This window comes from Corallococcus carmarthensis (genome assembly GCF_003611695.1).
GTDB lineage: Bacteria > Myxococcota > Myxococcia > Myxococcales > Myxococcaceae > Corallococcus > Corallococcus carmarthensis.
On the sequence record NZ_RAWE01000192.1, the window covers coordinates 1 to 20,009 of the forward strand.

At 71.0% G+C, this 20,009-nt stretch carries 18 protein-coding genes; 14 read left to right on the plus strand and 4 right to left on the minus strand.

Annotated features, from left to right (window positions below; genetic code table 11):
* The 13 genes from infB to purB form a co-directional block, all read left to right on the plus strand.
* A partial coding sequence (gene infB / locus D7X32_RS34045; protein ID WP_120606741.1) for a translation initiation factor IF-2 occupies positions 1-2,405 on the plus strand: 2,405 nt, incomplete at its 5' end.
* Positions 2,406-2,552: 147 nt separating this feature from the next.
* Complete coding sequence (locus D7X32_RS34050) at positions 2,553-3,155, plus strand: DUF503 domain-containing protein (protein ID WP_120606742.1); 603 nt, start codon at positions 2,553-2,555, stop codon at positions 3,153-3,155.
* Positions 3,152-3,511, plus strand: a complete 360-nt coding sequence (gene rbfA / locus D7X32_RS34055) for a 30S ribosome-binding factor RbfA (protein WP_120558419.1) — start codon at positions 3,152-3,154, stop codon at positions 3,509-3,511. The genes D7X32_RS34050 and rbfA overlap by 4 nt, the downstream gene beginning before the upstream one ends.
* A gap of 10 nt (positions 3,512-3,521) precedes the next feature.
* The gene (truB, locus tag D7X32_RS34060) at positions 3,522-4,385 is read left to right on the plus strand and encodes a tRNA pseudouridine(55) synthase TruB (protein WP_120606743.1); all 864 of its coding nucleotides are present in this window, start codon (positions 3,522-3,524) and stop codon (positions 4,383-4,385) included.
* Positions 4,386-4,715, plus strand: a complete 330-nt coding sequence (locus D7X32_RS34065) for a hypothetical protein (protein ID WP_120606744.1) — start codon at positions 4,386-4,388, stop codon at positions 4,713-4,715.
* A 125-nt stretch (positions 4,716-4,840) separates the two neighbouring features.
* Complete coding sequence (gene rpsO, locus D7X32_RS34070; protein WP_014398807.1) at positions 4,841-5,110, plus strand: 30S ribosomal protein S15; 270 nt, start codon at positions 4,841-4,843, stop codon at positions 5,108-5,110.
* A 381-nt stretch (positions 5,111-5,491) separates the two neighbouring features.
* Positions 5,492-7,648, plus strand: a complete 2,157-nt coding sequence (gene pnp, locus D7X32_RS34075) for a polyribonucleotide nucleotidyltransferase (protein ID WP_120606745.1) — start codon at positions 5,492-5,494, stop codon at positions 7,646-7,648.
* 464 nt (positions 7,649-8,112) lie between these two features.
* Positions 8,113-8,910: a hypothetical protein gene (locus tag D7X32_RS34080; RefSeq protein WP_120606746.1), complete on the plus strand. Its 798-nt coding sequence runs from the start codon at positions 8,113-8,115 to the stop codon at positions 8,908-8,910.
* 11 nt (positions 8,911-8,921) lie between these two features.
* A complete protein-coding gene (locus D7X32_RS34085) occupies positions 8,922-9,932 on the plus strand; it encodes a M23 family metallopeptidase (RefSeq protein ID WP_120606747.1) in 1,011 nt (336 codons plus the stop codon).
* 76 nt (positions 9,933-10,008) lie between these two features.
* Entirely contained in the window at positions 10,009-10,464 is a 456-nt protein-coding gene (dut, locus tag D7X32_RS34090) for a dUTP diphosphatase (protein WP_120606748.1), read from the plus strand.
* 114 nt (positions 10,465-10,578) lie between these two features.
* Positions 10,579-13,536 (plus strand): SUMF1/EgtB/PvdO family nonheme iron enzyme, encoded by a 2,958-nt coding sequence (locus D7X32_RS34095; RefSeq protein ID WP_120606749.1) that lies wholly within the window; start codon positions 10,579-10,581, stop codon positions 13,534-13,536.
* Positions 13,533-14,492, plus strand: a complete 960-nt coding sequence (locus D7X32_RS34100) for an ABC transporter substrate-binding protein (protein WP_171448457.1) — start codon at positions 13,533-13,535, stop codon at positions 14,490-14,492. The genes D7X32_RS34095 and D7X32_RS34100 overlap by 4 nt, the downstream gene beginning before the upstream one ends.
* Entirely contained in the window at positions 14,489-15,802 is a 1,314-nt protein-coding gene (purB, locus tag D7X32_RS34105) for an adenylosuccinate lyase (protein WP_120606750.1), read from the plus strand. Before D7X32_RS34100 ends, purB begins: the two co-directional genes overlap by 4 nt.
* A gap of 31 nt (positions 15,803-15,833) precedes the next feature.
* Here the strand turns inward: purB and D7X32_RS34110 are convergent, their stop codons facing one another.
* Both D7X32_RS34110 and D7X32_RS34115 read right to left on the minus strand, forming a co-directional pair.
* Positions 15,834-16,790, minus strand: a complete 957-nt coding sequence (locus tag D7X32_RS34110) for a phosphoribosylaminoimidazolesuccinocarboxamide synthase (protein WP_120606751.1) — start codon at positions 16,788-16,790, stop codon at positions 15,834-15,836.
* 78 nt (positions 16,791-16,868) lie between these two features.
* Positions 16,869-17,438 carry a hypothetical protein gene (locus D7X32_RS34115; RefSeq protein WP_244239337.1) on the minus strand — a complete coding sequence of 190 codons (570 nt, stop codon included), beginning with the start codon at positions 17,436-17,438 and terminating at the stop codon, positions 16,869-16,871.
* Between the two features lie 72 nt (positions 17,439-17,510).
* Here D7X32_RS34115 and D7X32_RS34120 point away from each other — a divergent pair, with 72 nt between their 5' ends.
* On the plus strand, positions 17,511-18,251 hold the full coding sequence (locus D7X32_RS34120) for an RNA methyltransferase (RefSeq protein ID WP_120606753.1): 741 nt from the start codon (positions 17,511-17,513) through the stop codon (positions 18,249-18,251).
* Between the two features lie 37 nt (positions 18,252-18,288).
* On the opposite strand, the gene D7X32_RS34125 is transcribed toward D7X32_RS34120, so the two are convergent.
* Both D7X32_RS34125 and D7X32_RS34130 read right to left on the minus strand, forming a co-directional pair.
* Positions 18,289-18,558: a vegetative protein gene (locus D7X32_RS34125; RefSeq protein WP_120606754.1), complete on the minus strand. Its 270-nt coding sequence runs from the start codon at positions 18,556-18,558 to the stop codon at positions 18,289-18,291.
* Between the two features lie 151 nt (positions 18,559-18,709).
* A complete protein-coding gene (locus D7X32_RS34130) occupies positions 18,710-19,945 on the minus strand; it encodes a S1C family serine protease (protein ID WP_120606755.1) in 1,236 nt (411 codons plus the stop codon).
* Between the last annotated feature and the right edge of the window lie 64 nt (positions 19,946-20,009).

Genomic DNA, 20,009 nt, shown 5'->3' on the forward strand with positions numbered 1-20,009 from the left:
TCTCCCGAGGTCCCGGCTACGTGCAGCGTCCGGGTTCCACGGGCGGGCGTCCTGGTGGGCCGCCGGGCAGCCGTCCTGGCGCGCCCATGCAGGGTCGCCCGGGTGGGCCGCCCATGCAGGGCCGTCCGGGAGCGCCCATGCAGGCGCGTCCGGGCCAGACGGGGCCGGTGCGTCCGTCCTCTCCGCCCACGGCCGGTGGCACGGGTGCCCCGGTGCAGCCGAGCGGCCCGACCATCATGGTCGGTGGCGTCCCGCACGCCCAGGTCGCGCCCACGCCGGGTGCCCAGGCGCGCCCCACGGCCACCCAGGCCGTGGTGATTTCGCGCCCGCTCATCCAGGTCCGCCGCGTCACGCCCACCACGACCCAGGCCAAGCAGTACCCCATGGCCCCGGGGCGCACGGCGCTCGGCACGGAGAAGCGCGAGTACAAGGTCGTCCCGGATCACCTGGGCCGCGGCCGCGAGCTCGTGGACGTCTCCAAGAACAAGGAGCGTGGCCAGCGCAAGCGCACGGGTCCTGAGACGACCAGCGTTTCCAAGCAGGAGCTGTCGGACATGGTCTGGGGCCGCATCCAGATCCCGATCCGCGGCAAGAAGCGCAAGCCCACGAAGAAGGGCGCCAAGACGCAGATCACCCAGATGGCCGAGGAGAAGAAGGTCATCAAGCTCCAGGAGGGCATCAGCGTCTCCGACCTGGGTCAGCGCATGGGTATCCGCACCTCGGAGCTCATCAAGAAGCTGATGGCCATGCAGAAGATGGCCACGGCGAACCAGATCCTGGACGCCGACACCGCGGAGCTCATCGCCACCGACTACCACTGGAAGGTGGAGCGCGTCGGCTTCGAGGTGGAGGACTACCTGCCGGAAGTCGCGGCCAAGGCCGAGGACGAGCGTCCCCGTCCGCCGGTGGTCACCATCATGGGCCACGTCGACCACGGCAAGACGAGCCTGCTCGACGCCATCCGCCAGGCCAGCGTGGCCGCGGGCGAGGCGGGCGGCATCACCCAGCACATCGGCGCGTACAGCGTGTCCACCGCGCGCGGCGACGTCACGTTCCTGGATACGCCGGGCCACGAGGCCTTCACGTCCATGCGCGCCCGTGGCGCCAACGTGACGGACATCGTGGTGCTGGTGGTGGCCGCGGACGACGGCGTGATGCCCCAGACCATCGAGGCCATCAAGCACGCCAAGCAGGCGGAAGTGCCCATCGTCGTCGCCATCAACAAGATGGACGTCCCGGGCGCCAACCCCGACCGCGTGAAGAAGGACCTCGCGAGCCAGGAGCTGGTGCCGGAAGAGTGGGGCGGCGACACCATCATGGTGCCCGTCTCCGCGAAGACGAAGATGAACCTGGATCTCCTCCTGGAGAACCTGGCGCTGCAGGCGGAAGTCCTCGAGCTGACGGCGAATCCCTCCCGTCCGTCCGTGGGCGCCGTCGTGGAAGCGAAGCTGGAGCGTGGCCGCGGTCCCGTGGCCACGGTGCTGGTGCAGGAGGGCACGCTCAAGCTGGGCGACGCCATCGTCACCGGCACGCACTACGGCCGCGTCCGCGCCATGAACAACAGCCGCGGCGAGGCGGTGAAGGAAGTGAAGCCGGGCTACTGCGCGGAGGTCGTCGGCCTGTCCGGCGTGCCCACCGCGGGTGACGCCATCAACGTCGTCTCCGACGAGAAGGCGGCCAAGCAGATCGCCGACCACCGCGGCATGAAGGAGCGGCAGACCGAGCTCAGCAAGGTCAGCCGCGAGTCCCTGGACCAGCTCTTCGCCAAGACGAAGGCGGGTGGCGGGCCCAAGGAGCTGCGCGTCATCATCAAGGCGGACGTGCAGGGCTCCGCAGAGGCCGTGCGCCAGGCGGTCGAGAAGCTCACCACGCACAAGGTGCGGGTGGTCATCATCGACGCGGGCGTGGGCGCCATCACGGAGACCGACGTCATGCGCGCCGCCGCTTCCAAGGGCGTCGTGCTGGGCTTCAACGTGAAGCCGGAGTCGGGCTCGGAGGCCGCGGCCAAGGCGCAGCAGGTGACGCTGCAGAGCTACTCCATCATCTACGAGCTCATCGACGGGGTTCGCTTGGAGATGGAGGGCCTCCTGGAGCCCATCCGCACCGAGCGCAAGCTGGGCCGTGCGGAGGTGCGCAACACCTTCAACGTGCCGAAGCTGGGCACCATCGCTGGCGCGGCCGTCCTGGACGGCGTGATGAAGCGCGGCTCGTTCGTGCGCCTCATGCGCGAGAACAAGCAGCTCTTCTCCGGGAAGATGGCGTCGCTGCGCCGCTTCAAGGACGACGTGAAGGAAGTCGCGCAGGGCTTCGAGTGCGGTATCGGCATCGAGAACTTCAACGACCTCAAGGCCGGCGACATCATCGAGGCCTACGAGATCGAGGAGACCCGGCAGAGCCTCTCGTAATCCTTGAGAGGCCACAGCCTCTCGCCATCTGGAGAGGCGCACTCGACGGACCCCGGGGAAGGCCCCACCTTTCCCGGGGGATGGACGACGCGGCGGAGCCTGGGCGCGGACGTTGCGCCCAGGCGGCCGTCGGCCTGGGGGACCTCTATGTTCGTGGGTGTCGCACGCCTCACCCTCCAGATTCCGGAGAGCGCTTCGCTGAAGTCCAAGCGACAGGTGCTCCGCCGGGTGACGGACCGGGTGAAGGCCCGCTTCAACGTGGCCGTCGCGGAAGTGGACGACCAGGACCTCTGGCAGAAGGCCTCCGTGGCGCTGGCAGTGGTGGGCAATGAGCGCCCGCACGTGGATGAGCAGCTGGAGAAGATCATCCACTTCATCGAAGAGATGTACGTCGCGCCGCTGATGGCCCGGGAGACGGAGATTCTCGCCTTCGGGGACACGCTCTACTCCGACAAGAAGCCGACGGGCTTCCGCGCTCCGGCGAAGGTGCCGGAGCCGGAGGACGAGGACGCCCACCTGACCCCCGAGGACGCGCATGCGCACTCGGAGGCGGCCATTGCCCGGTTCCTGCGCAGCGACCGCTCGCTGGCGGAGGCGGAGGGGCTGGGTTCGTGGGAGCAGCGGCACGAGGGCGCGGGCCCCGGGCCCGGAACTTCCCGCCCCACGGGTGAGGGTGGAACGCTGACGCTGGACGACGCGCGGGCGAAGGCCCGGGCGCTGCGCAACCCGCGAGATTGGGAGAAGAAATGACGACGCATTCACGACCCGAGCGCGTGGGGCAGGAAATCCAGGCGGCCATCGGTGCCCTGCTGACGCGAGGGGAATTGCGCGACCCGCGCATCGGCTTCATCACCATCACCGGCGTGAAGGTGTCGCCGGACCTGCGGGTGGCGAAGGTCTTCTATTCGATGCTGGGCACGGACCAGGAGAAGGCGGACACGCAGAAGGGCCTGGAGGCGGCCAAGGGCTTCGTGCGCCGCGAGGTGACGTCCGCCGTCAACCTGCGCGTGTCGCCGGAAATCTTCTTCGCCTTCGACGCGTCCGTCGGGGAGGGCGATAAGATCGACCGGCTCCTGCGCGAGGTGCGCGGCAAGGAAGGCTGGTAGGCCCCGCTTCATGGACGGCGTTCTCGTCATCGACAAGCCCCTGGGTCCCACGTCCTTCGACGTGGTCCGTCAGGTGCGCGGCCTGCTGAAGGTGAAGAAGGCGGGCCACACGGGCACGCTGGACCCCATGGCCACCGGCGTGCTGCCGGTGTGCCTGGGAGAGGCCACCAAGGTCGCCGGCATCATCACGGAGGGCGACAAGGCCTACGACGCCGTGGTGCGGTTGGGCGTGGAGACGGACACCCAGGACGCCCAGGGCAAGCCCACGGCGGAGGCCCCGGTTCCCCCGCTGACGGCCCCGCTGCTGGAGGCGGTGCTCGCCCGCTTCCGGGGCACCTTCGAACAGGTTCCGCCCATGTACTCGGCGGTGAAGGTGGCCGGGAAGCGGCTGTATGAACTGGCGCGCGCGGGTGAAGAGGTGGAGCGGGCCAGCCGCACCGTCACCGTGCATGAGCTGGTGCTGCGTGACTTCTCCGCGGACCGGTTGACCCTGTCGGTGCGGTGCACCAAGGGCTTCTACGTGCGCACGCTGGCGTATGACCTGGGCCGGGCCCTGGGCTGCGGGGCGCACCTGGAGGCGCTGCGGCGCACCATGAGCGGCCCCTTCACCCTGGCGCGCGCGCTGCCCCTGGGGGACCTGGCGTCCCTGTCCCGCGAGGCCGTGGCCGCGCGGCTGGTGTCGCTGGCGGACTCGCTGACAGACCTGCCCGCGGTCCGGGTGAACGCGGAGGAGGCGCGGCGTGTGTCGCACGGCGTCCCCGTGGAGGTCGCCCCCGTGCCGGGCCGGGTGCGGGTGCTGGGCCCGGATGACGCGCTGCTCGCCATGGCGGAAGTGGTGGGCGGCCGGCTGCGCTACCTGCGGGTGTTCAACTGAGTGGCCACCCGGACCCATGACATCTCCGTGAGCGTGGCCCCGGCCCTTCGCGGCGCCTTCGACGGGCGGCGCGAGCTGTCCCTGGGCGTCCCCGCGGCGGCGGGCATTGGCGACGTGGTGGAGGCGCTCCTGCGGCTGTACCCGCGCACCCGGCAGCTGTTGGCGGGCGACGGCGGCGAGCCGGGGGGCCTGTACCTGCACGTGGCCCTGGACGAAGCCTCGGCCCGCGAGCTCACCCCGGGCGGGGGCGGAATGCCGGGCGGCTGCCGGTTGTACGTCTTCGCACTGTCCCGACCCCCGAAGGGCGGACGGACGGGCGGCGAAGGTTGACCCCCCAGGGGGTGAAGCTTATAAGCGGCCCGCTCGTTAGAAGGACCATGAGGCCGGGTCTGTACCCCTCCGCGGACCCAGGCGGCACGAGCGGTCACCCCGGAGCGGGATTCAGGAAGAAGCCCATGTCGTTGCATCAGGAACGCAAGAGCGAGCTGGTCACGAAGTTCCGCACCCACGAGTCCGACACCGGCTCGCCCGAGGTGCAGGTGGCGCTGCTGTCCGAGCGCATCAACATGCTCACCGAGCACTTCAAGACCCACAAGAAGGACCACCACTCCCGCCGCGGTCTGCTGAAGCTGGTCGGTCAGCGCCGCCGCATGCTGGACTACCTCAAGTCCAAGGACGTGGCCCGCTACAAGAAGCTCATCGAGGGCCTCGGCATCCGCAAGTAGTCCTCGAGCAGCACCCGGGGCGCTGGCACATCACCAGCGCCCCGCGCATTTGGGCATCACGGTTTCAAGACGTGGGCGAAGGAGTGGGCAAGGGAGAGGTGGAGGCGGGCTCTTTTGGTTTCCGTTCAGACCGGCCGACCTGAAGTCATGGGTGGGCGGGTGTGATCAGGGATCAAGAGGTCTGGTCCATCCCTCCGGCGCTCCGCAACGGAGCCCGTTTCCGCAGTACAGGCAGCGTTCGTCTGGCATGTGCCTGCTTCAGGCCCTGGCGACCGCTCAATCCCAGAGGGCCCCTTCCGGGCGGCTCCTGCCCCACGCACGTGGGCGGGCCGCGGCTGGCAAGGGTCCTCGCACGCGAAGCAGGCACAGAGGCCACACGACATGTTGAAGAAGAGCGTCAAGATTGGTGAGAACGAGCTGAGCATCGAGACGGGCCGCCTGGCCAAGCAGGCCGACGGTTCCGTGGTGGTCCGCTACGGCGACACCATGCTGCTCGTCACCGCGGTGAGCGCGCGGGAGAAGAAGGACATCGACTTCCTGCCCCTCACGGTGGAGTACCAGGAGAAGCTGTACTCGGCGGGCCGCATCCCGGGCAGCTACTTCAAGCGCGAGGGCCGCCTGACGGAGAAGGAGACGCTGGCCTCCCGTCTGGTGGACCGCTCATGCCGTCCGCTGTTCCCGGAAGGCTACGCCTACGAGACGCAGGTCATCGCGTCCGTCATCTCCGCGGACCCGGAGAACGAGGGTGACATCCACGGCATCACCGGCGCCTCCGCGGCGCTGTGGGTGTCGGACATCCCGTTCAACGGCCCCATCGCGGGCATCCGCGTGGGCCGCGTGGGCGGCCAGTTCGTGGCGAACCCCACCGCGAAGCAGCGCGAGCAGAGCGACCTGGACCTCGTCATGGCGGTGAGCCGCGAGGCCATCGTGATGGTGGAGGGTGGCGCGGAGGAGGTCGGCGAGGCGGACATGGTGGCGGCGCTGGAGTTCGGCCGTCAGCAGGCCCAGCCCGCGCTGGACCTGCAGGACCAGCTCCGCACGGAGCTGAAGAAGCAGGTGCGCGCGTACGACAAGCAGGCCACCATCGACGAGGGCCTGCGCAACCAGGTGCGCGCCCTGGCCCTGGACGGCGTCAAGGCCGGCTACGCCATCAAGGAGAAGGCGGCTCGCTACGATGCGCTCTCCAAGACGAAGAAGGCCGCGTTGGCGGCGCTCAAGGAGAAGCTGGGCGCGGAGTTCACCCCGCAGGTGGAGAAGCACGCCAAGCAGGTCGTCGAGGACCTGAAGTACGACCACATGCGTGAGCTCACCGTGAACGGTGGCCGCATCGGTGACCGCGGCCACGACGTGGTGCGCTCCATCACCAACGAGGTCGGCGTGCTGCCCCGCACGCACGGCAGCGCGGTGTTCACCCGCGGCGAGACGCAGGCGCTCGTGGTCGCCACGCTGGGTACCAGCGAGGACGAGCAGCGGCTCGAGCTCTTGAGCGGCCAGGCCTTCAAGCGCTTCATGCTGCACTACAACTTCCCGCCCTTCAGCGTGAACGAGACCAAGCCCCTGCGCGGCCCCGGCCGTCGCGAGGTCGGTCACGGCGCCCTGGCGGAGCGCGCGCTGCGCAACATGATTCCGGCCAGCGACTCGTTCCCGTACACGGTGCGTCTGGTGTCGGAGATCCTCGAGTCCAACGGCTCGTCCTCCATGGCCTCCGTGTGCGGTGGCACGCTGGCGCTGATGGACGCGGGCGTCCCCATCAAGGCGCCGGTGGCGGGCATCGCCATGGGCCTGGTGAAGGAGGGTGAGAAGATCGCCATCCTCTCCGACATCCTGGGTGACGAGGACCACCTGGGCGACATGGACTTCAAGGTCTGCGGCACGTCCAAGGGCATCACGTCCATCCAGATGGACATCAAGATCACCGGCCTCACCACGGAGATCATGAGCCGCGCGCTGGAGCAGGCGCGTCAGGGCCGCGTGCACATCCTGGCGGAGATGGCGAAGACGCTGAACGCTCCTCGCAAGGAGATCAGCCAGTTCGCGCCGCGCATCACCACCATCCAGATCCGTCCGGAGTTCATCAAGAACGTCATCGGGCCGGGCGGCAAGGTGATCAAGGACATCATCGCCCGCACGGGTGCCGCCATCAACATCGAGGACACCGGCCGCGTGGACATCGCCAGCGCGAACGGCGAGGCGGTGAAGGCGGCCATCGCGATGATCCAGGCGCTCACGCGCGAGGCGGAGATCGGGAAGATCTACACGGGCACGGTCCGGAAGATCGCCGAGTTCGGCGCCTTCGTGGAGCTGTTCCCGGGCACCGACGGCCTCATCCACATCTCCGAGCTGTCCGACAAGCGCGTGAAGAGCGTGTCGGACGTGCTGAGCGAGGGCGACGAGGTGCTGGTGAAGGTCGTCAGCATCGACAAGACGGGCAAGATCCGCCTGTCCCGCAAGGAGGCCATGGCCGAGCGCGCCACCGCGCAGGGCACGCCTCCCCCGGCCGCCGCCGCCCCGGTGGCCACGCCGGACGCGAAGGCCTGAGTCCGGCCCCCGCGTAGCGGCCTTCCGTGAAGGAGGGCCGCTGACCGGAAACGCCCCGTCTCCTCCCGCCTCCGGGCGCGAAGGGGCGGGGCGTTGTCGTTGCGGGCAAGGGGCTCCGTCCGCAGGCGGCGAAGCGCAACCGCCGCGGGAGTGCCGTCGTGCATCCAGCCCTCGGGCAGGAACCGCGTCCTCATCGATGAGAAGGTGAGAACCCCGAGGGGACTCCCCGTCGGCGGCGCACCGCACGAACCGGTCCGACAGTCGGACCCGTTTGGACAAACCGCGGCTGGCTCGCCTCCGCTCCAGTTGGACAGGTTGGGACCGCGTCAGGCGGGAGGTGCTCCGCATGGATGGGGTCCGGGGGCTTCGGGCGGAGCACGCGGCGTTTTCGTCCTGTGGGGCTGGGGGCTTAAAACCCCGGGAGGGCTTCCCGCGTTGATGGGGGACCGCCCCGGAGGCGCTCCATGCCGGTCCACCCATCCAGCTCCTCGGAGCCTTCGAGCAGCTTCCTCACGGACGTGTCCCGGTTCCTGGGGGTGTTCCGCTGGGCGTTCATGCCGCTGGGCCTGCTCGCGCTGGTCGCCGTGGGAGTGCACGCGGCGGCGGACACGTTGGATGACCGGCTGCTCACGGCGGTGGACCGGTTGGACTCCGCGTTCGACGCGTGGGTGGGCCAGTTCCCCGCGACCGCGTCCATGGTGGATTGGGTGTCCCTGGAGACGCGCACCCGGCTGGCTCGGGCCCTGGCCCTGGGCTGGGAACTGGCGGCGGACCTGCTCCTGGCGCTGCCCGCGCTGGGCTATCGCGAGACCGAAGCCGCCCGGCCCGTGGAGCCCTGGCGCCCGGTGACGGCGTCCGCTTCGGAGTCCTCCTCTTGGAAGGCGCTGCTCCAGCGCTGCCTGCGGCGGCCCACGCCAATGCGGTGGGTGCGGCCCCTGGCCACGGCGGGCGTGGTGCTCGCGGGCGCGTGCACGGTGGCGCGGCTCGTCCAGGGCACGGTGTACCTGTCGTGGCGGCCGCTGTTCGGCGACGTCGCCTCGGACTGGGCGGCCCGGGGACTGGCGGTGGCGGCGCTGTGCGGTGTGAGCGTGTCGCTCGGCTGGCGCGCGGTGTTGCGCAACCTCCAACACGCGGACGCGGCCTGTGAAGCGGTGGGCTCGCGGCGGGCGTGGACTCGCGGCCTGGTGGGGTGCCTGCTGGTGGCGCCCCTGGGCATCGCGGCGGCGTGGGACGCGGCCCCGGTGCTGTCCTTCCTTCGCTGAGGCCCTGACGCATGTTCGCTCGACGCGCCCGGGGACTGCTGGACTTCACCTTCGCACTCTTGTGCGTGTGGTGCGCGTACCACCACACGCCCGCGGGTGCGCTGCTGCGGCGCACGGGCGCCTGGGCCTTCCACACGCGCACCACGGCCCGGCCGCTGCTCGCGTACTACGACGGCGTGAGCGGCACCGCGGTGCCGGTGCCGGACGCGCTGCCCGCCGCCATGCTCACGCGTGTGCCCACGAGCGCGGAGGCGCTGGCGTGGGGGACGCACTCCGCGCTGAAGGCCCTGGACCCGAAGGCCCGCGAGCCCGCGCTGGCCCTGGCTCGCGAGGTGGGCATCGCGCCGGAGACGTTGGTGGATCCGGCGCGGGGACCGGCGGCGACGCGGCGGCTGCTGGACGCGCTCGCCGGGGACTTCCCGTCGGAGGAGGCGCGGGTGACGGCGGTGTTCGCCGGGCGGGTGCCCGCGCGCTTCGCGCTGGAACGCGTGGACGCGGAGGGCGGGGCTCTGAGCCTGGAGCGCCTGGCGAAGCAGCTGCCTCCGGGCTTCGAGGGCTCCTCCGTGGGCGCGGCGCAGGCGCTGGCGCTGTCCACGGCGCTGATGCTCGGGTGGCCCGTGGCGGAGAGCGCTCCGGTGACGAGCCCCTTCGGCTACCGCGTCCATCCCACGCTGCGTACGCGCAAGATGCACACAGGGGTGGACCTGTCGGTGCGTTCTGGCACGACGGTGACGGCGGTGGCCGCGGGGGTGGTGCGCCGCGCGAGCGAGGACTCCGTCAACGGCCGCGTGCTGGTGCTGGACCACGGCCGGGGCGTGACGACGGCGTACTGCCACAACTCCGAGCTGCTGGTGAAGGCGGGCACGCGCGTGGAGAAGGGGCAGGCCATCGCGCTGTCGGGCAGCACCGGCCGTTCCACCGGCCCGCACCTGCACTACCAGCTGGAGCTGGCCGCGCGGCCCGTGGACCCGTTCGGTTTCCGCACCGCCCTGCGCATGGCGGACGGCGCGACCGAACTGTGAGGGCATCAGCCACACGACCCGTGACGTCGGGGCCAGGAAGTAGAGGGGGGACAGGGTGCGTGTTACGGCAGGGCGCATGGACCCCACGCTGACCGTCCCCGTGCGCCGGGTGCGCTCGCATCCGGACCCGCTGCCCCTGCCACGCTACGAAACGGAGCTGGCCGCGGGGATGGACCTGCGGGCGGACATCGACGGGGAGCGGGTGCTCCAACCCCTGGAGCGGATGGCGGTGCCCACGGGGCTGGCCTTCGCGCTCCCTCCGGGGTTCGAGGGCCAGGTGCGGCCCCGCTCCGGGCTGGCGCTGCGGCATGGGGTGACGTGCCTCAACTCCCCCGGGACGGTGGACGCGGACTACCGGGGGGAGGTGCAGGTGCTGCTCGTGAACCTGTCCAACACCCCCTTCACGCTCCGTCGGGGAGACCGGGTGGCCCAGCTGGTGGTGGCGCCGGTGACGGCCACGGCCCTGCGGGAGGTGGAGGTGCTGGAGGGGACTTCCCGGGGTGACGGCGGTTTCGGGTCCACGGGCCGCTAGCGGCCCGGCGCGCAACGTCGTTCCTCAACGGCCTCGGAGCGGGCAGAATGGAGGCCCCCGGCCGTCCGCCAGGGAGGCCGCCCCCCCGCGGCCCCGTTCCGGAGTTTCACTGCTTTGCTCTGCTACCGCTGCGGCAGTCATGTCCCCGATACGAGTGAAACCTGCGCCACGTGTGGCCAGAAGCTGGACGCGGCCGCGCGTCAGGCGGCGGGGGCGGCGCGCCGGAAGGGAGCGGAGGGCGCGCCGTACAAGCCGGGCGACGTCGTCGCGGACCGCTACGCCATCCAGGAGGTCGTGGGTTCGGGGCCGCTGGGCTTCGTCTTCCGCGCGCAGGACCAGGCCATCGACGTGGAGGTGGCGCTGAAGGTCATCCAGCCCCGGCTGGTGCAGCAGCCGGAGGAGCGCACGCAGTTCGCGCTGTCCATGCGGGTGGGCAAGAAGCTCAACCACCCCAACCTGGTGCGCGTGTACGAGGAGGGCGTGGACGGGGACCGGCCCTTCTTCACGATGCAGCTGCTGGAAGGGCTCACGCTGCGCCGGATGATGGAGCAGCGCGCGGCGAAGGGGCAGCTGTTCTCGCTGAAGGAAGTGGAGCCGCTGCTGGCGCAGATGGCGGCGGCGCTGGACGGGGCGCATCGCTTCGGGCCGCACTCGAACGTGAAGCCGGAGAACGTCTTCGTCCTGCCGGACCTGCTGAAGGTGTCGGACTACGGGCTGGGGCTCGCGGTGCCGCACCTGCCCTTCGTGCAGGCGCAGAAGGGGCACCGGGCGGCGGCGTACATCGCCCCGGAGTACGTGAATGGCGCGGAGCTGGATACGCGCATCGACGTGTACTCGCTGGGCGTGTTGATGGGGGAGATGATCACGGGGCTCTTGCCGGAGGACGGCGGAGTGCCCGAGGTGTCGGTGCGGCATCCGGACCTGCCGCCCGCGTTCGAGTCCTTCTACCGGCGCGCGCTCAATGTGAATCCGCTGGCCCGTCCGAAGTCGGGCGGGGAGCTGGCCGCGGAGTTCGCGGCGCTGGTGCAGCGGCACCCGGCCGCGGCGTCGCGGCAGCGCGCGGTGCCGGCGTCGGGGGCCCTGCCTCCGTCCGCGGTGGCTGCCCGGGCGGCGAACAAGCCGTTGCCTCCGGTGCCCACGGGCATGTTGCCGGTGGCGACCGCGCCCACGCCGGCCGCGCCGATTCCGGCGCAGGACGACTCGCCGCCGCCGGATGCGACGCAGCCGCTGGACGCGGCGACGCTGGCGGCCATCCTGGGTTCGAACGCGCAGGCGCTGGACTACATCACGGGGCCGGAAGCGCGCTCCGTGTCCGACGCGGCGACGCAGCAGGAGATGCGTGCGGTGGCGCCGTCGGGCCGCAAGGGCGCGGAGGCGGCGGCGCAGGATCCGCGCCTGTTGGGACAGGCTCCGGACGTGGCGACGCAGCAGGAGCCGCGTGCTGCCTCGCGCGCGGCGGATGAACCGCGAGCGGCTCCGGCCAAGGCCGCCGAGCCGGTGATGCGCATCTTCGCGAAGGCGGAGGAGCCGTCGTTCCCGGCGGATCCCCGTGGCGCCCGCTCCGCGGAGGGCGCGGCCGAGGGCCGGTCCTCGGGCCGTGGCGGCGGTGAGTCCTCCGGCGACGGGCGCTCCAACGGTCGCGGTGAGGCCGCGTCCGGTGATGCGCGCTCGAACGGTCGGGGTGAAGCTTCATCAGGCGACCTCCGCTCCAACGGCCGTGGTGAGTCCGCGTCTGGCGGCGATGCTCGCTCCGGCGGGCGAGGGGAGACGTCCGGCGACGGGCGCTCCAACGGTCGAGGTGAAACCTCTTCGAGCGAAGGCCGTTCCAACGGCCGCGGTGAAGCGGCGGCCAGCGATGCGCGATCGAGCGGTCGCGGTGAGTCCTCCTCGGGCGACGGGCGCTCCGGACGTGGCGGCGAAGCGGCCTCCGAAGGTCGCTCCAGCAGTCGCAACGCGGATGCATCCGCCACGGAGTCACGGTCCGGCCGTGGCTCCGACGACGATGAACCCTCGGAGTCGCGTTCCTCCAGCCGCGGTGGCCGCAACCCGCGGGCCTCCGGGGCCGTGTCGTCGGTGAACGCTCGCGGCTCGGAGCCGTCCGGTCCTCGCGGCCCGCGAGCCTCGGCGGCCCAGGGCGCGGTCCGCTCCTCCGGCGTTCAGGACGCGAACTCCACGGGCGGACGCTCGCGCAAGGGTGAGCCCCCTCCCGATGTGTCGGGTGTCCGCTCCTCGGCGCGCCGGCTGCCGCCCTCGGTCTCCGGGCTGCACACGCTTCCCACGACGCGGGCCACGCAGGCGAAGCCGGCCCGCTCCGGCCCCAGCTCGATGATGTGGATGGTCATCCTCGCGGTGGCCGGCGTCGTGCTGGGCGCGGGCGGTGGCTACCTCTACCTGCGCTTGCGTCAGGCCCAGGCCGCGAAGAACAACCCCACGCCCGCCACGCCGGGAGCTTCCGCCGCGACGGGCGGCATCATGGCCACGGGCTCCTGTCCGGACGGCATGCGGCTGGTGAGCGGCGGCAGCTTCAAGAAGGGCTCCTCTCCGGAGGATCTGCAGGCGTCCGGCTCCACCGACGAGATGCGCATGGACAGCGTCATGGTGGACTCGTTCTGCGTCGACGAATACGAGTTCCCCAACAAGCCCGGCAGGAAGCCCCAGGTCTCCGTGACGTGGCTCGACGCGAAGTCCGCCTGCGAAGGCAGCGGCAAGCGGCTGTGCTCCGAGGACGAGTGGGAGAAGGCCTGCAAGGGGCCCGGCAACGCGCGCTTCTCCTCCGGCAACGAGCAGGCGCAGACGGCCTGCAACACCGGGACGACGGAAGGGGCCTCGCGCGCTCTGGCGCCCTCCGGGACCTTCCAGGCCTGCCGCTCCGCCTACGGCGCGGCGGACCTGTCCGGCAACGTCGCCGAGTGGACCGCCTCCAACTTCCCCGACACCGAGGAACGGCTGATCAAGGGCGGCGCCTTCGACACGCCCGGCGACACCGCCCGCTGCTCCGCGCGCCGCCGGGGCGCTCCGTCGCTGAAGACCGCGGACGTGGGCTTCCGCTGCTGCCAGAACGTGCCGCAATGACGACCCTCTGGAGGCTGGCGCTCCTCACGCTCCTCCTGCCCGCGGTCGCCCTCGCGCAGACTTCGCCCCGAAGCCCCGCCCGGCCCCGCGTGGTGGCCGTGAAGTCCTCGAGCCTGGCGCCGTACGCCTCCTTCCTCGCTGGCTTCGCATCCGAGGCCCGCGCGGACGTCACCGAGCTGACCCTGGAGGAGAGCCCCACGGAGGCCGCGCGCGTCTTCAAGTCGCTGGCCGCGCAGAAGCCCGCGCTGGTGCTGGCCCTGGGGCCGCTGGCCGCGAACGCCGCGCGCCGCTCGCTGGGCGAGGACGTGCCCGTGCTGTTCGCCATGGTGCCGTACCACGAGAAGTACGGCCTGGAGGCCCCCAACGTCACCGGCATCGCGCTCACCAGCGACTTCGGACCGGAGCTGGCCGCGCTCAAGGCCGTGGCTCCCGCGGCGAAGCGCGTGGGCATCCTGCACGACCCGCGCTCCTCGGCGGGCGCGGTGGCGCAGGCCCGCTCCGCTGGCGCGGCCCTGGGCCTCACCATCGTCCCGCTGGCCGTGGAGGCGCAGGAGCGGGTGGGCGGAGTGCTGGAGGGCGCGGCGGGGAAGGTGGACGGTCTCCTGATGGTTGCGGACAAGACCGTGGGCAACGCTTCCGTCGTCCAGGCGCTCATCGCCTTCAGTGCCTCCCGCGGGGTGCCGCTGGTGGCGCTCACGGCCAGCCAGGTGAAGGAGGGCGCGACGCTGGCCCTCGCACCGGCCCCGCTGGCGCTCGGGCAGCAGGCGGGGAGGCTGGCGAACCGCATCATCCACGAGAAGGTCGACCCCGGCGCGCTGGCGGTGGCGCGGCCCGAAGGCCTGGACCTCTCGTTCAACCTCACCGCCGCGAAGAAGTCAGGTCCGTCCTGTGACGTCGCGCTGGAAGTGCTCCGGTTCGCGGCGCGCCGGGACTTTGCCGTGAAGGTCTACGAGTGATTCCACGCTACAGCCGTAAGGAAATGGCCTCCCTCTGGTCCGACGTCGCCCGCTACCGCCGCTGGCGCGACGTGGAACTCGCCGCGCTGGAGGGCATGGTCGCGCAAGGCCTTGCCCCCAAGGACGCCCTGCAGGACTGCCTCGCCCGCGCCGGTGACTTCACCGAGGCGGACGCCGCGCGCATCGAGGAGATCGAGCGCACCACGAAGCACGACGTCATCGCCTTCCTCACCTTCGTGGAGGAGCGCGTGGGGCCCAGCGCCCGCTGGCTGCACCTGGGCATGACGTCCTCGGACGTGCTGGACACGTCCCTGGGGCTCACGCTGCGCGACTCCGTGGACCTGCTCCTGAAGGGCATGGACCGCGTGATGGCCGCGGTGGAGAAGCGCGCCTTCGAGCACAAGCACACGCTGCAGATGGGCCGCAGCCACGGCATCCACGCGGAGCCCATCACCTTCGGGCACAAGCTGGCCATCTGGTACGACGAGCTGCGCCGGGGCCGCACGCGCCTGCTGCACGCGCGCGACACCATCGCCGTGGGCAAGATCTCCGGCGCGGTGGGCACGTTCGCGCACCTGCCGCCGTCGGTGGAGGAGCACGTCTGCCAGAAGCTGGGCCTCACGCCCGCGCCCGCCTCCAGCCAGGTGGTGCAGCGCGACCGGCACGCGGAGTTCTTCACCGCCATCGCCCTGGTGGGCGCCAGCCTGGAGAAGTTCGCCGTCGAGATCCGCCACCTCCAGCGCACGGAGGTGCGCGAGGCGGAGGAGCCCTTCACGCCGGGACAGAAGGGCAGCAGCGCCATGCCGCACAAGCGCAACCCCATCCTGTCGGAGAACCTCACGGGCCTGGCGCGCCTCTTGCGCGGCTACGCGGTGAGCGCCATGGAGGACGTGGCGCTGTGGCACGAGCGGGACATCTCGCACTCGTCCGTGGAGCGAGTCATCGGTCCGGACGCCACCATCCTGCTGGACTTCATGCTCCACCGCTTCGCGGGCCTGGTGGAGAACATGCGCGTCTACCCGGAGCAGATGAAGAAGAACCTGGACCTGCTGGGGGGCGTGGTGAACTCGCAGCGGCTGCTGCTGGAGCTCGCGCGCAAGGGCATGGACCGGCAGGCCGCGTACGTCGTCGTCCAGCGCAACGCGATGAAGATGTTCGAGGAGGGCGTGGACTTCCGGCAGGCCCTGCTGAAAGACGCGGACCTGGCCAAGATGATGACGCCCGAGGAGGTCTCCGACTGCTTCTCCCCGGGCTACCACACGCGCCAGATGGACGCGGTGTTCCAGCGCGTCTTCGGCCGCGCCAGCTGAAAAAGCCGCGCGGCCGTGACGGGCGGAGGGGCTAGAGGTAGCCCTTCGCCCGCAGGTGCTCTTCGATGCGCGCGTTCACGTCCCCGGGCGTCAGCGCCAGGGACGTGCCGGTGATGCGCTCGTAGGCGGCCACGTACTTGGTGGCCAGGTCCACGCGCACGTCGTCCGGGATGGCGGGCAGCGCGCCGTGGCCGGAGAAGTTCCGCTCGCGGATGAGCCACTGGCGGATGTTCTCCTTGTCCAACATCTTCTGGTCCTCGCCCTTGGCGAAGCGCGCCTCGTACTCGTCCGCCACCCAGTAGCGGCTGGAGTCCGGAGTGTGCATCTCGTCGATGACGAAGAGCTCGTCGCCCACCTTGCCGAACTCGTACTTCGTATCCACCAGGATGAGGCCGCGCGTGCGCGCCCACTTCTGGCCTTCCAGGAACAGGCCCCGGGCGGCTTCCGTGATGCGGGCCCAGTCGCGCGGCGTGGCCAGCCCGCGCGAAAGAATCTCCGCCTCGGAGATGGGCTCGTCGTGCTTGCCGTACTCGGCCTTGGTGGACGGCGTGAGGATGGGCGCTTCGAACGCGCTGTCCTTGCGCAGCCCTTGGGCGAAGGGCACCCCGTAGGCGGTGTGCGTGCCCTTTTCATAATCGCGCCACAGGCTGCCCGTGAGGTAGCCGCGCACCACCACTTCCACGGAGAAGGGCTGGCAGGCGCGCGCCACGGTGACGTTCGCGTCGGGCACGTCCAGGACGTGGTTGGGGACGATGTGCTTCGTGCGGTCGAACCAGAAGGCCGCCAGGCGGTTCAGCACCTCGCCCTTGAAGGGGATGGTGGTGAGCACGTGGTCGAACGCGGAGAGGCGGTCGCTCGTCACGAGGATGAGCGTGTCGCCCTTGCGGTACGTGTCCCGGACCTTGCCCTTGTAGGGCGTGCCGAGCGACGGAAGGTCCGTCTGGCGAAGCGTGTGGGTGAGTTGCGCGTGGAGGGCGGAGGTGTTCACGTCGGAGGCGCCTCGCGGCCCCGGCCACTGACCGCCGGAAAGGGGCGGGAGCGGGGCCAGCTCATGAGGCGCGCGACTCTACTGGAGGCCCGCCGTCATGGAAGCAGGACCGTAGGCGGAGGCCAGATAGAGGAACGCCGGGTTGATCCGCAGGATGCCGTCCACGTAGGCGACCGCGTACGGCGCGCCCGCGGCCCGGTCCACCTGCACCGCGCCCTCCGGCTGGATGTCCCACAGCGCCAGGAGCGTGCGCGCCACCAGCTCCGCGGCCTCGCGCTCCGACAGGCCCTGCAGGCTCTCCCGCCGGTCCTCCGGCCAACGGTCACCCGTCCGCGCGTCGAAGACGAACTGGAGGCCGCTGCCCGCGTCCGGCGGCTGGAGCAGGTCCGCGCGGGATTCAAAGCCCGGCGCCGCGACGAACTCGTTGCCCTGGATGATGGGGAAGAGGGCCACGCCCTGCGCGGACTGACCGGCTTCCTGCTCCGACTGGCGCGCGATGTCCCGGAAGAGCTCCAGCCGGACGGCCGGGGACTCGAACTCCACCACTTCCGGAGAGCTGCTCAGCGCCTGCCGCGCCGTGAGCGAAGGGCGCACGGGCGTGCCCGCGCCACCGCACGCGGTGGTGAGGAGCGACAGCGACAGAAGCAAGCCAGGGACCCAGCGACGCATCACCGGGAATATACCGATCACGTGGACGCACCACCAGCTAAACTCCGGTGCATGCGACCAGGTGCGGAGCTGACTGTCGTCCTTCATCAGACCCGTTCACCCGACAACCTGGGTGCCGTCTGCCGGGTCATGGCGAACTTCGGTTTCGAACGTCTCATCCTCTCGGAACCCGTGGTCCAGGACTTCAGCGCCGCGGAGCGGATGGCCGTGAAGAGCGGCCACATTCTTTCGGGCATGCGGGTCGCCCCGACCCTGGCGGAGGCCCTGCAGGACTGCGTGTACGTGGTGGGCACGACGTCACGCACCCAGGTGGTTCGCAGGTCCCCGCTGACGCCGGAGGACGCGGCGCGGCGGCTGGCGGAGGAGAGCACGCGGGGGCGGGTGGCGCTGCTGTTCGGCGGAGAGCAGCGCGGACTGTCCGACGAGGACCTCACCCACTGCCAGGATCTGCTCGTCATCCCCACGGAGGACGTGCAGCCGTCCATGAACCTGGCGCAGTCCTCCGCGGTGCTCCTGTACCTCTGCCACCGGCAGGGGCTGACGGATGCGCCCGTGGTGCCTCGGGAGGAGGAGCCCGGCGCGCGGTTGGGGACGCTGGGAGCGCTGAGCGGGCGCATGCGCGCGGCGATGCTGGCGGCGGACTTCCTCAACCCGGAGGCGCCGGAGCACGTGCTGCATGAGCTGGAGCGGACGTTGATGCGTGCGCGGTTGACCCAGCGGGAGGCGGAGCTGTGGCTCAACGCCTTCAAGCATCTGGTCCGCGCGGTGGCGCCGGGGACCTCCCGCGGGTAGGCGGGGGGCCGGCGCCACACGGAACAGCCGGGGCGACTTAAGCCGCCGCGTCCTTCTTGTAGGTCTCGGCGTAGTGCTTCTCGCACAGGCCGCCCTTGAGCACCTTGATGCGGCACTCCGGCTTGGAGCACACGCGGTAGCGCGAGTGGGGCAGGTCGCCCTGGCGCCACTTCTTGAAGTGGAAGAAGCAATAGCTCTTGGCGCGGTAGGGGCGCTTGCAGCCCTCCACGGTGCATGCCTTCTTGCCGCTGCCCTTGGCCGTGCGCGGCCAATGGGTGAGCTTCGTCGTCTGGGTGGCCTCGGCCATGGTACGGACTCTCCTGCGAATCGATGCTTGGAAGACCCGCGGCGCCACCTGGAGGTGGATCCGCCACGATGTGAAGGCGGACGGTGTATCGCCGGGTTTCGCGGAACGCAAGGAGCCTGGAGACCCGGCGGGGCCTCGGAGGCCCCACCCGTCAGGGGGCAGCCAGGCCGTCCTCGGCCCGGGGAATGCCGCCTGACCGCCCGGACTGGGTGCGCGGCACCGGCGAGAGCAGCTCCTCCAGCACGGAGCGGGCCCCCGCGGCACGCTCGCCCGGCGTGGCGCCCGAGGCCAGCGTGGCCGGCGGCGCCTCCACCAGGGGCAGGTCCTCCAGCTTCACCTTCAGCGTCATGGGGCGGCCCAGCCGGCGCAACTGCAGCCGGATGTGCTGGCCCACGCCGCGCGCGGCCACCTGCCAGCGCAGGGTGTGCGCCCGCTCCACGGACAGCCGATCCAGGTTCAGGATGACGTCGCCGGTGCGCAGGCCGGCCCGGGCCGCGGGGCCGTCCTCCACCACGTCCGTCACCACCACGCCCCGGCCGCGAGGGTTCAGGTTGAACGCCTGCGCCACCTCCGGGGAGAAGTCCTGCACGCTGATGCCCATCCACCCGCGGCGCATGCTCCCGTGGGCCTTGAGCTGCGGAATCACCGTCTTCGCGATGTCGATGGGGATGGCGAACCCGATGCCCTGGCCGGACACGTTGACGGCGTTGGCCACCGCCACCACGTCGCCGTGCAGGTCCAGCACCGGCCCGCCGGAGTTGCCCGGGTTGATGGAGGCGTCGATCTGCACGTAGTCGAAGTCGCCGTCGCGGCCGTTGGGCGTCACGTCCGTGCGGCCCAGGTAGCTGACCACGCCCACCGTCACGGAGTGCGCCAGCCCAAACGGGTTGCCGATGACGACCACCCAGTCCGCGATGCCCACGTGGGACGCGGACGCCAGCTTCAGCACCGGCAGCTTCCGGGGCGCGTCCACCTTCAGGAGCGCGCAGTCCGTGCGCTCGTCCTCGCCCACCACCGTGGCGGGAAACTCCTCCACGTAGCCGTTGGCGCTGCGGATGGAGATGCTGACCTCCGAGGCCCCGTCCACCACGTGCGCGCTGGTGAGGATGTAGCCGTCCGGATGGATGATGAACCCGGAGCCGATGCCGCGCTGGGGCTCCTCGCCGGGGGCCACCTCCGCGCTGTCCTGGCGCGTGGTGATGGACACCACGGCCGGCATCGCCTTGCGGGCCACCTCGCTGATGTTGGAGTGCTGCCGGGAGACGGCGCGGTTGCGCGCGTCCAGCCACAGCTTGTCGGGCGTCCGTGCCTCGGCGCTCACCGCTGTCCCCAGCGCACACGCCAGCACCGCTGCCTTGATGACGCCCCCGACCTGCGTCCAACCCATGGGCCCCGCCTTCCCACCACCGTCCAACCCAATGCCCCGGCGCAACCTAGGCACGGGGTGGGGC

Coding starts and splice junctions, on each gene's coding strand:
- D7X32_RS34050 (WP_120606742.1), top strand. CDS start 2,553: ATGTTCGTGGGTGTCGCACGCCTCACCCTCCAGATTCCGGAGAGCGCT.
- rbfA (WP_120558419.1), top strand. CDS start 3,152: ATGACGACGCATTCACGACCCGAGCGCGTGGGGCAGGAAATCCAGGCG.
- truB (WP_120606743.1), top strand. CDS start 3,522: ATGGACGGCGTTCTCGTCATCGACAAGCCCCTGGGTCCCACGTCCTTC.
- rpsO (WP_014398807.1), top strand. CDS start 4,841: ATGTCGTTGCATCAGGAACGCAAGAGCGAGCTGGTCACGAAGTTCCGC.
- pnp (WP_120606745.1), top strand. CDS start 5,492: ATGTTGAAGAAGAGCGTCAAGATTGGTGAGAACGAGCTGAGCATCGAG.
- D7X32_RS34080 (WP_120606746.1), top strand. CDS start 8,113: ATGCCGGTCCACCCATCCAGCTCCTCGGAGCCTTCGAGCAGCTTCCTC.
- D7X32_RS34085 (WP_120606747.1), top strand. CDS start 8,922: ATGTTCGCTCGACGCGCCCGGGGACTGCTGGACTTCACCTTCGCACTC.
- dut (WP_120606748.1), top strand. CDS start 10,009: ATGGACCCCACGCTGACCGTCCCCGTGCGCCGGGTGCGCTCGCATCCG.
- D7X32_RS34100 (WP_171448457.1), top strand. CDS start 13,533: ATGACGACCCTCTGGAGGCTGGCGCTCCTCACGCTCCTCCTGCCCGCG.
- D7X32_RS34120 (WP_120606753.1), top strand. CDS start 17,511: ATGCGACCAGGTGCGGAGCTGACTGTCGTCCTTCATCAGACCCGTTCA.
- D7X32_RS34125 (WP_120606754.1), bottom strand. CDS start 18,558: ATGGCCGAGGCCACCCAGACGACGAAGCTCACCCATTGGCCGCGCACG.
- D7X32_RS34130 (WP_120606755.1), bottom strand. CDS start 19,945: ATGGGTTGGACGCAGGTCGGGGGCGTCATCAAGGCAGCGGTGCTGGCG.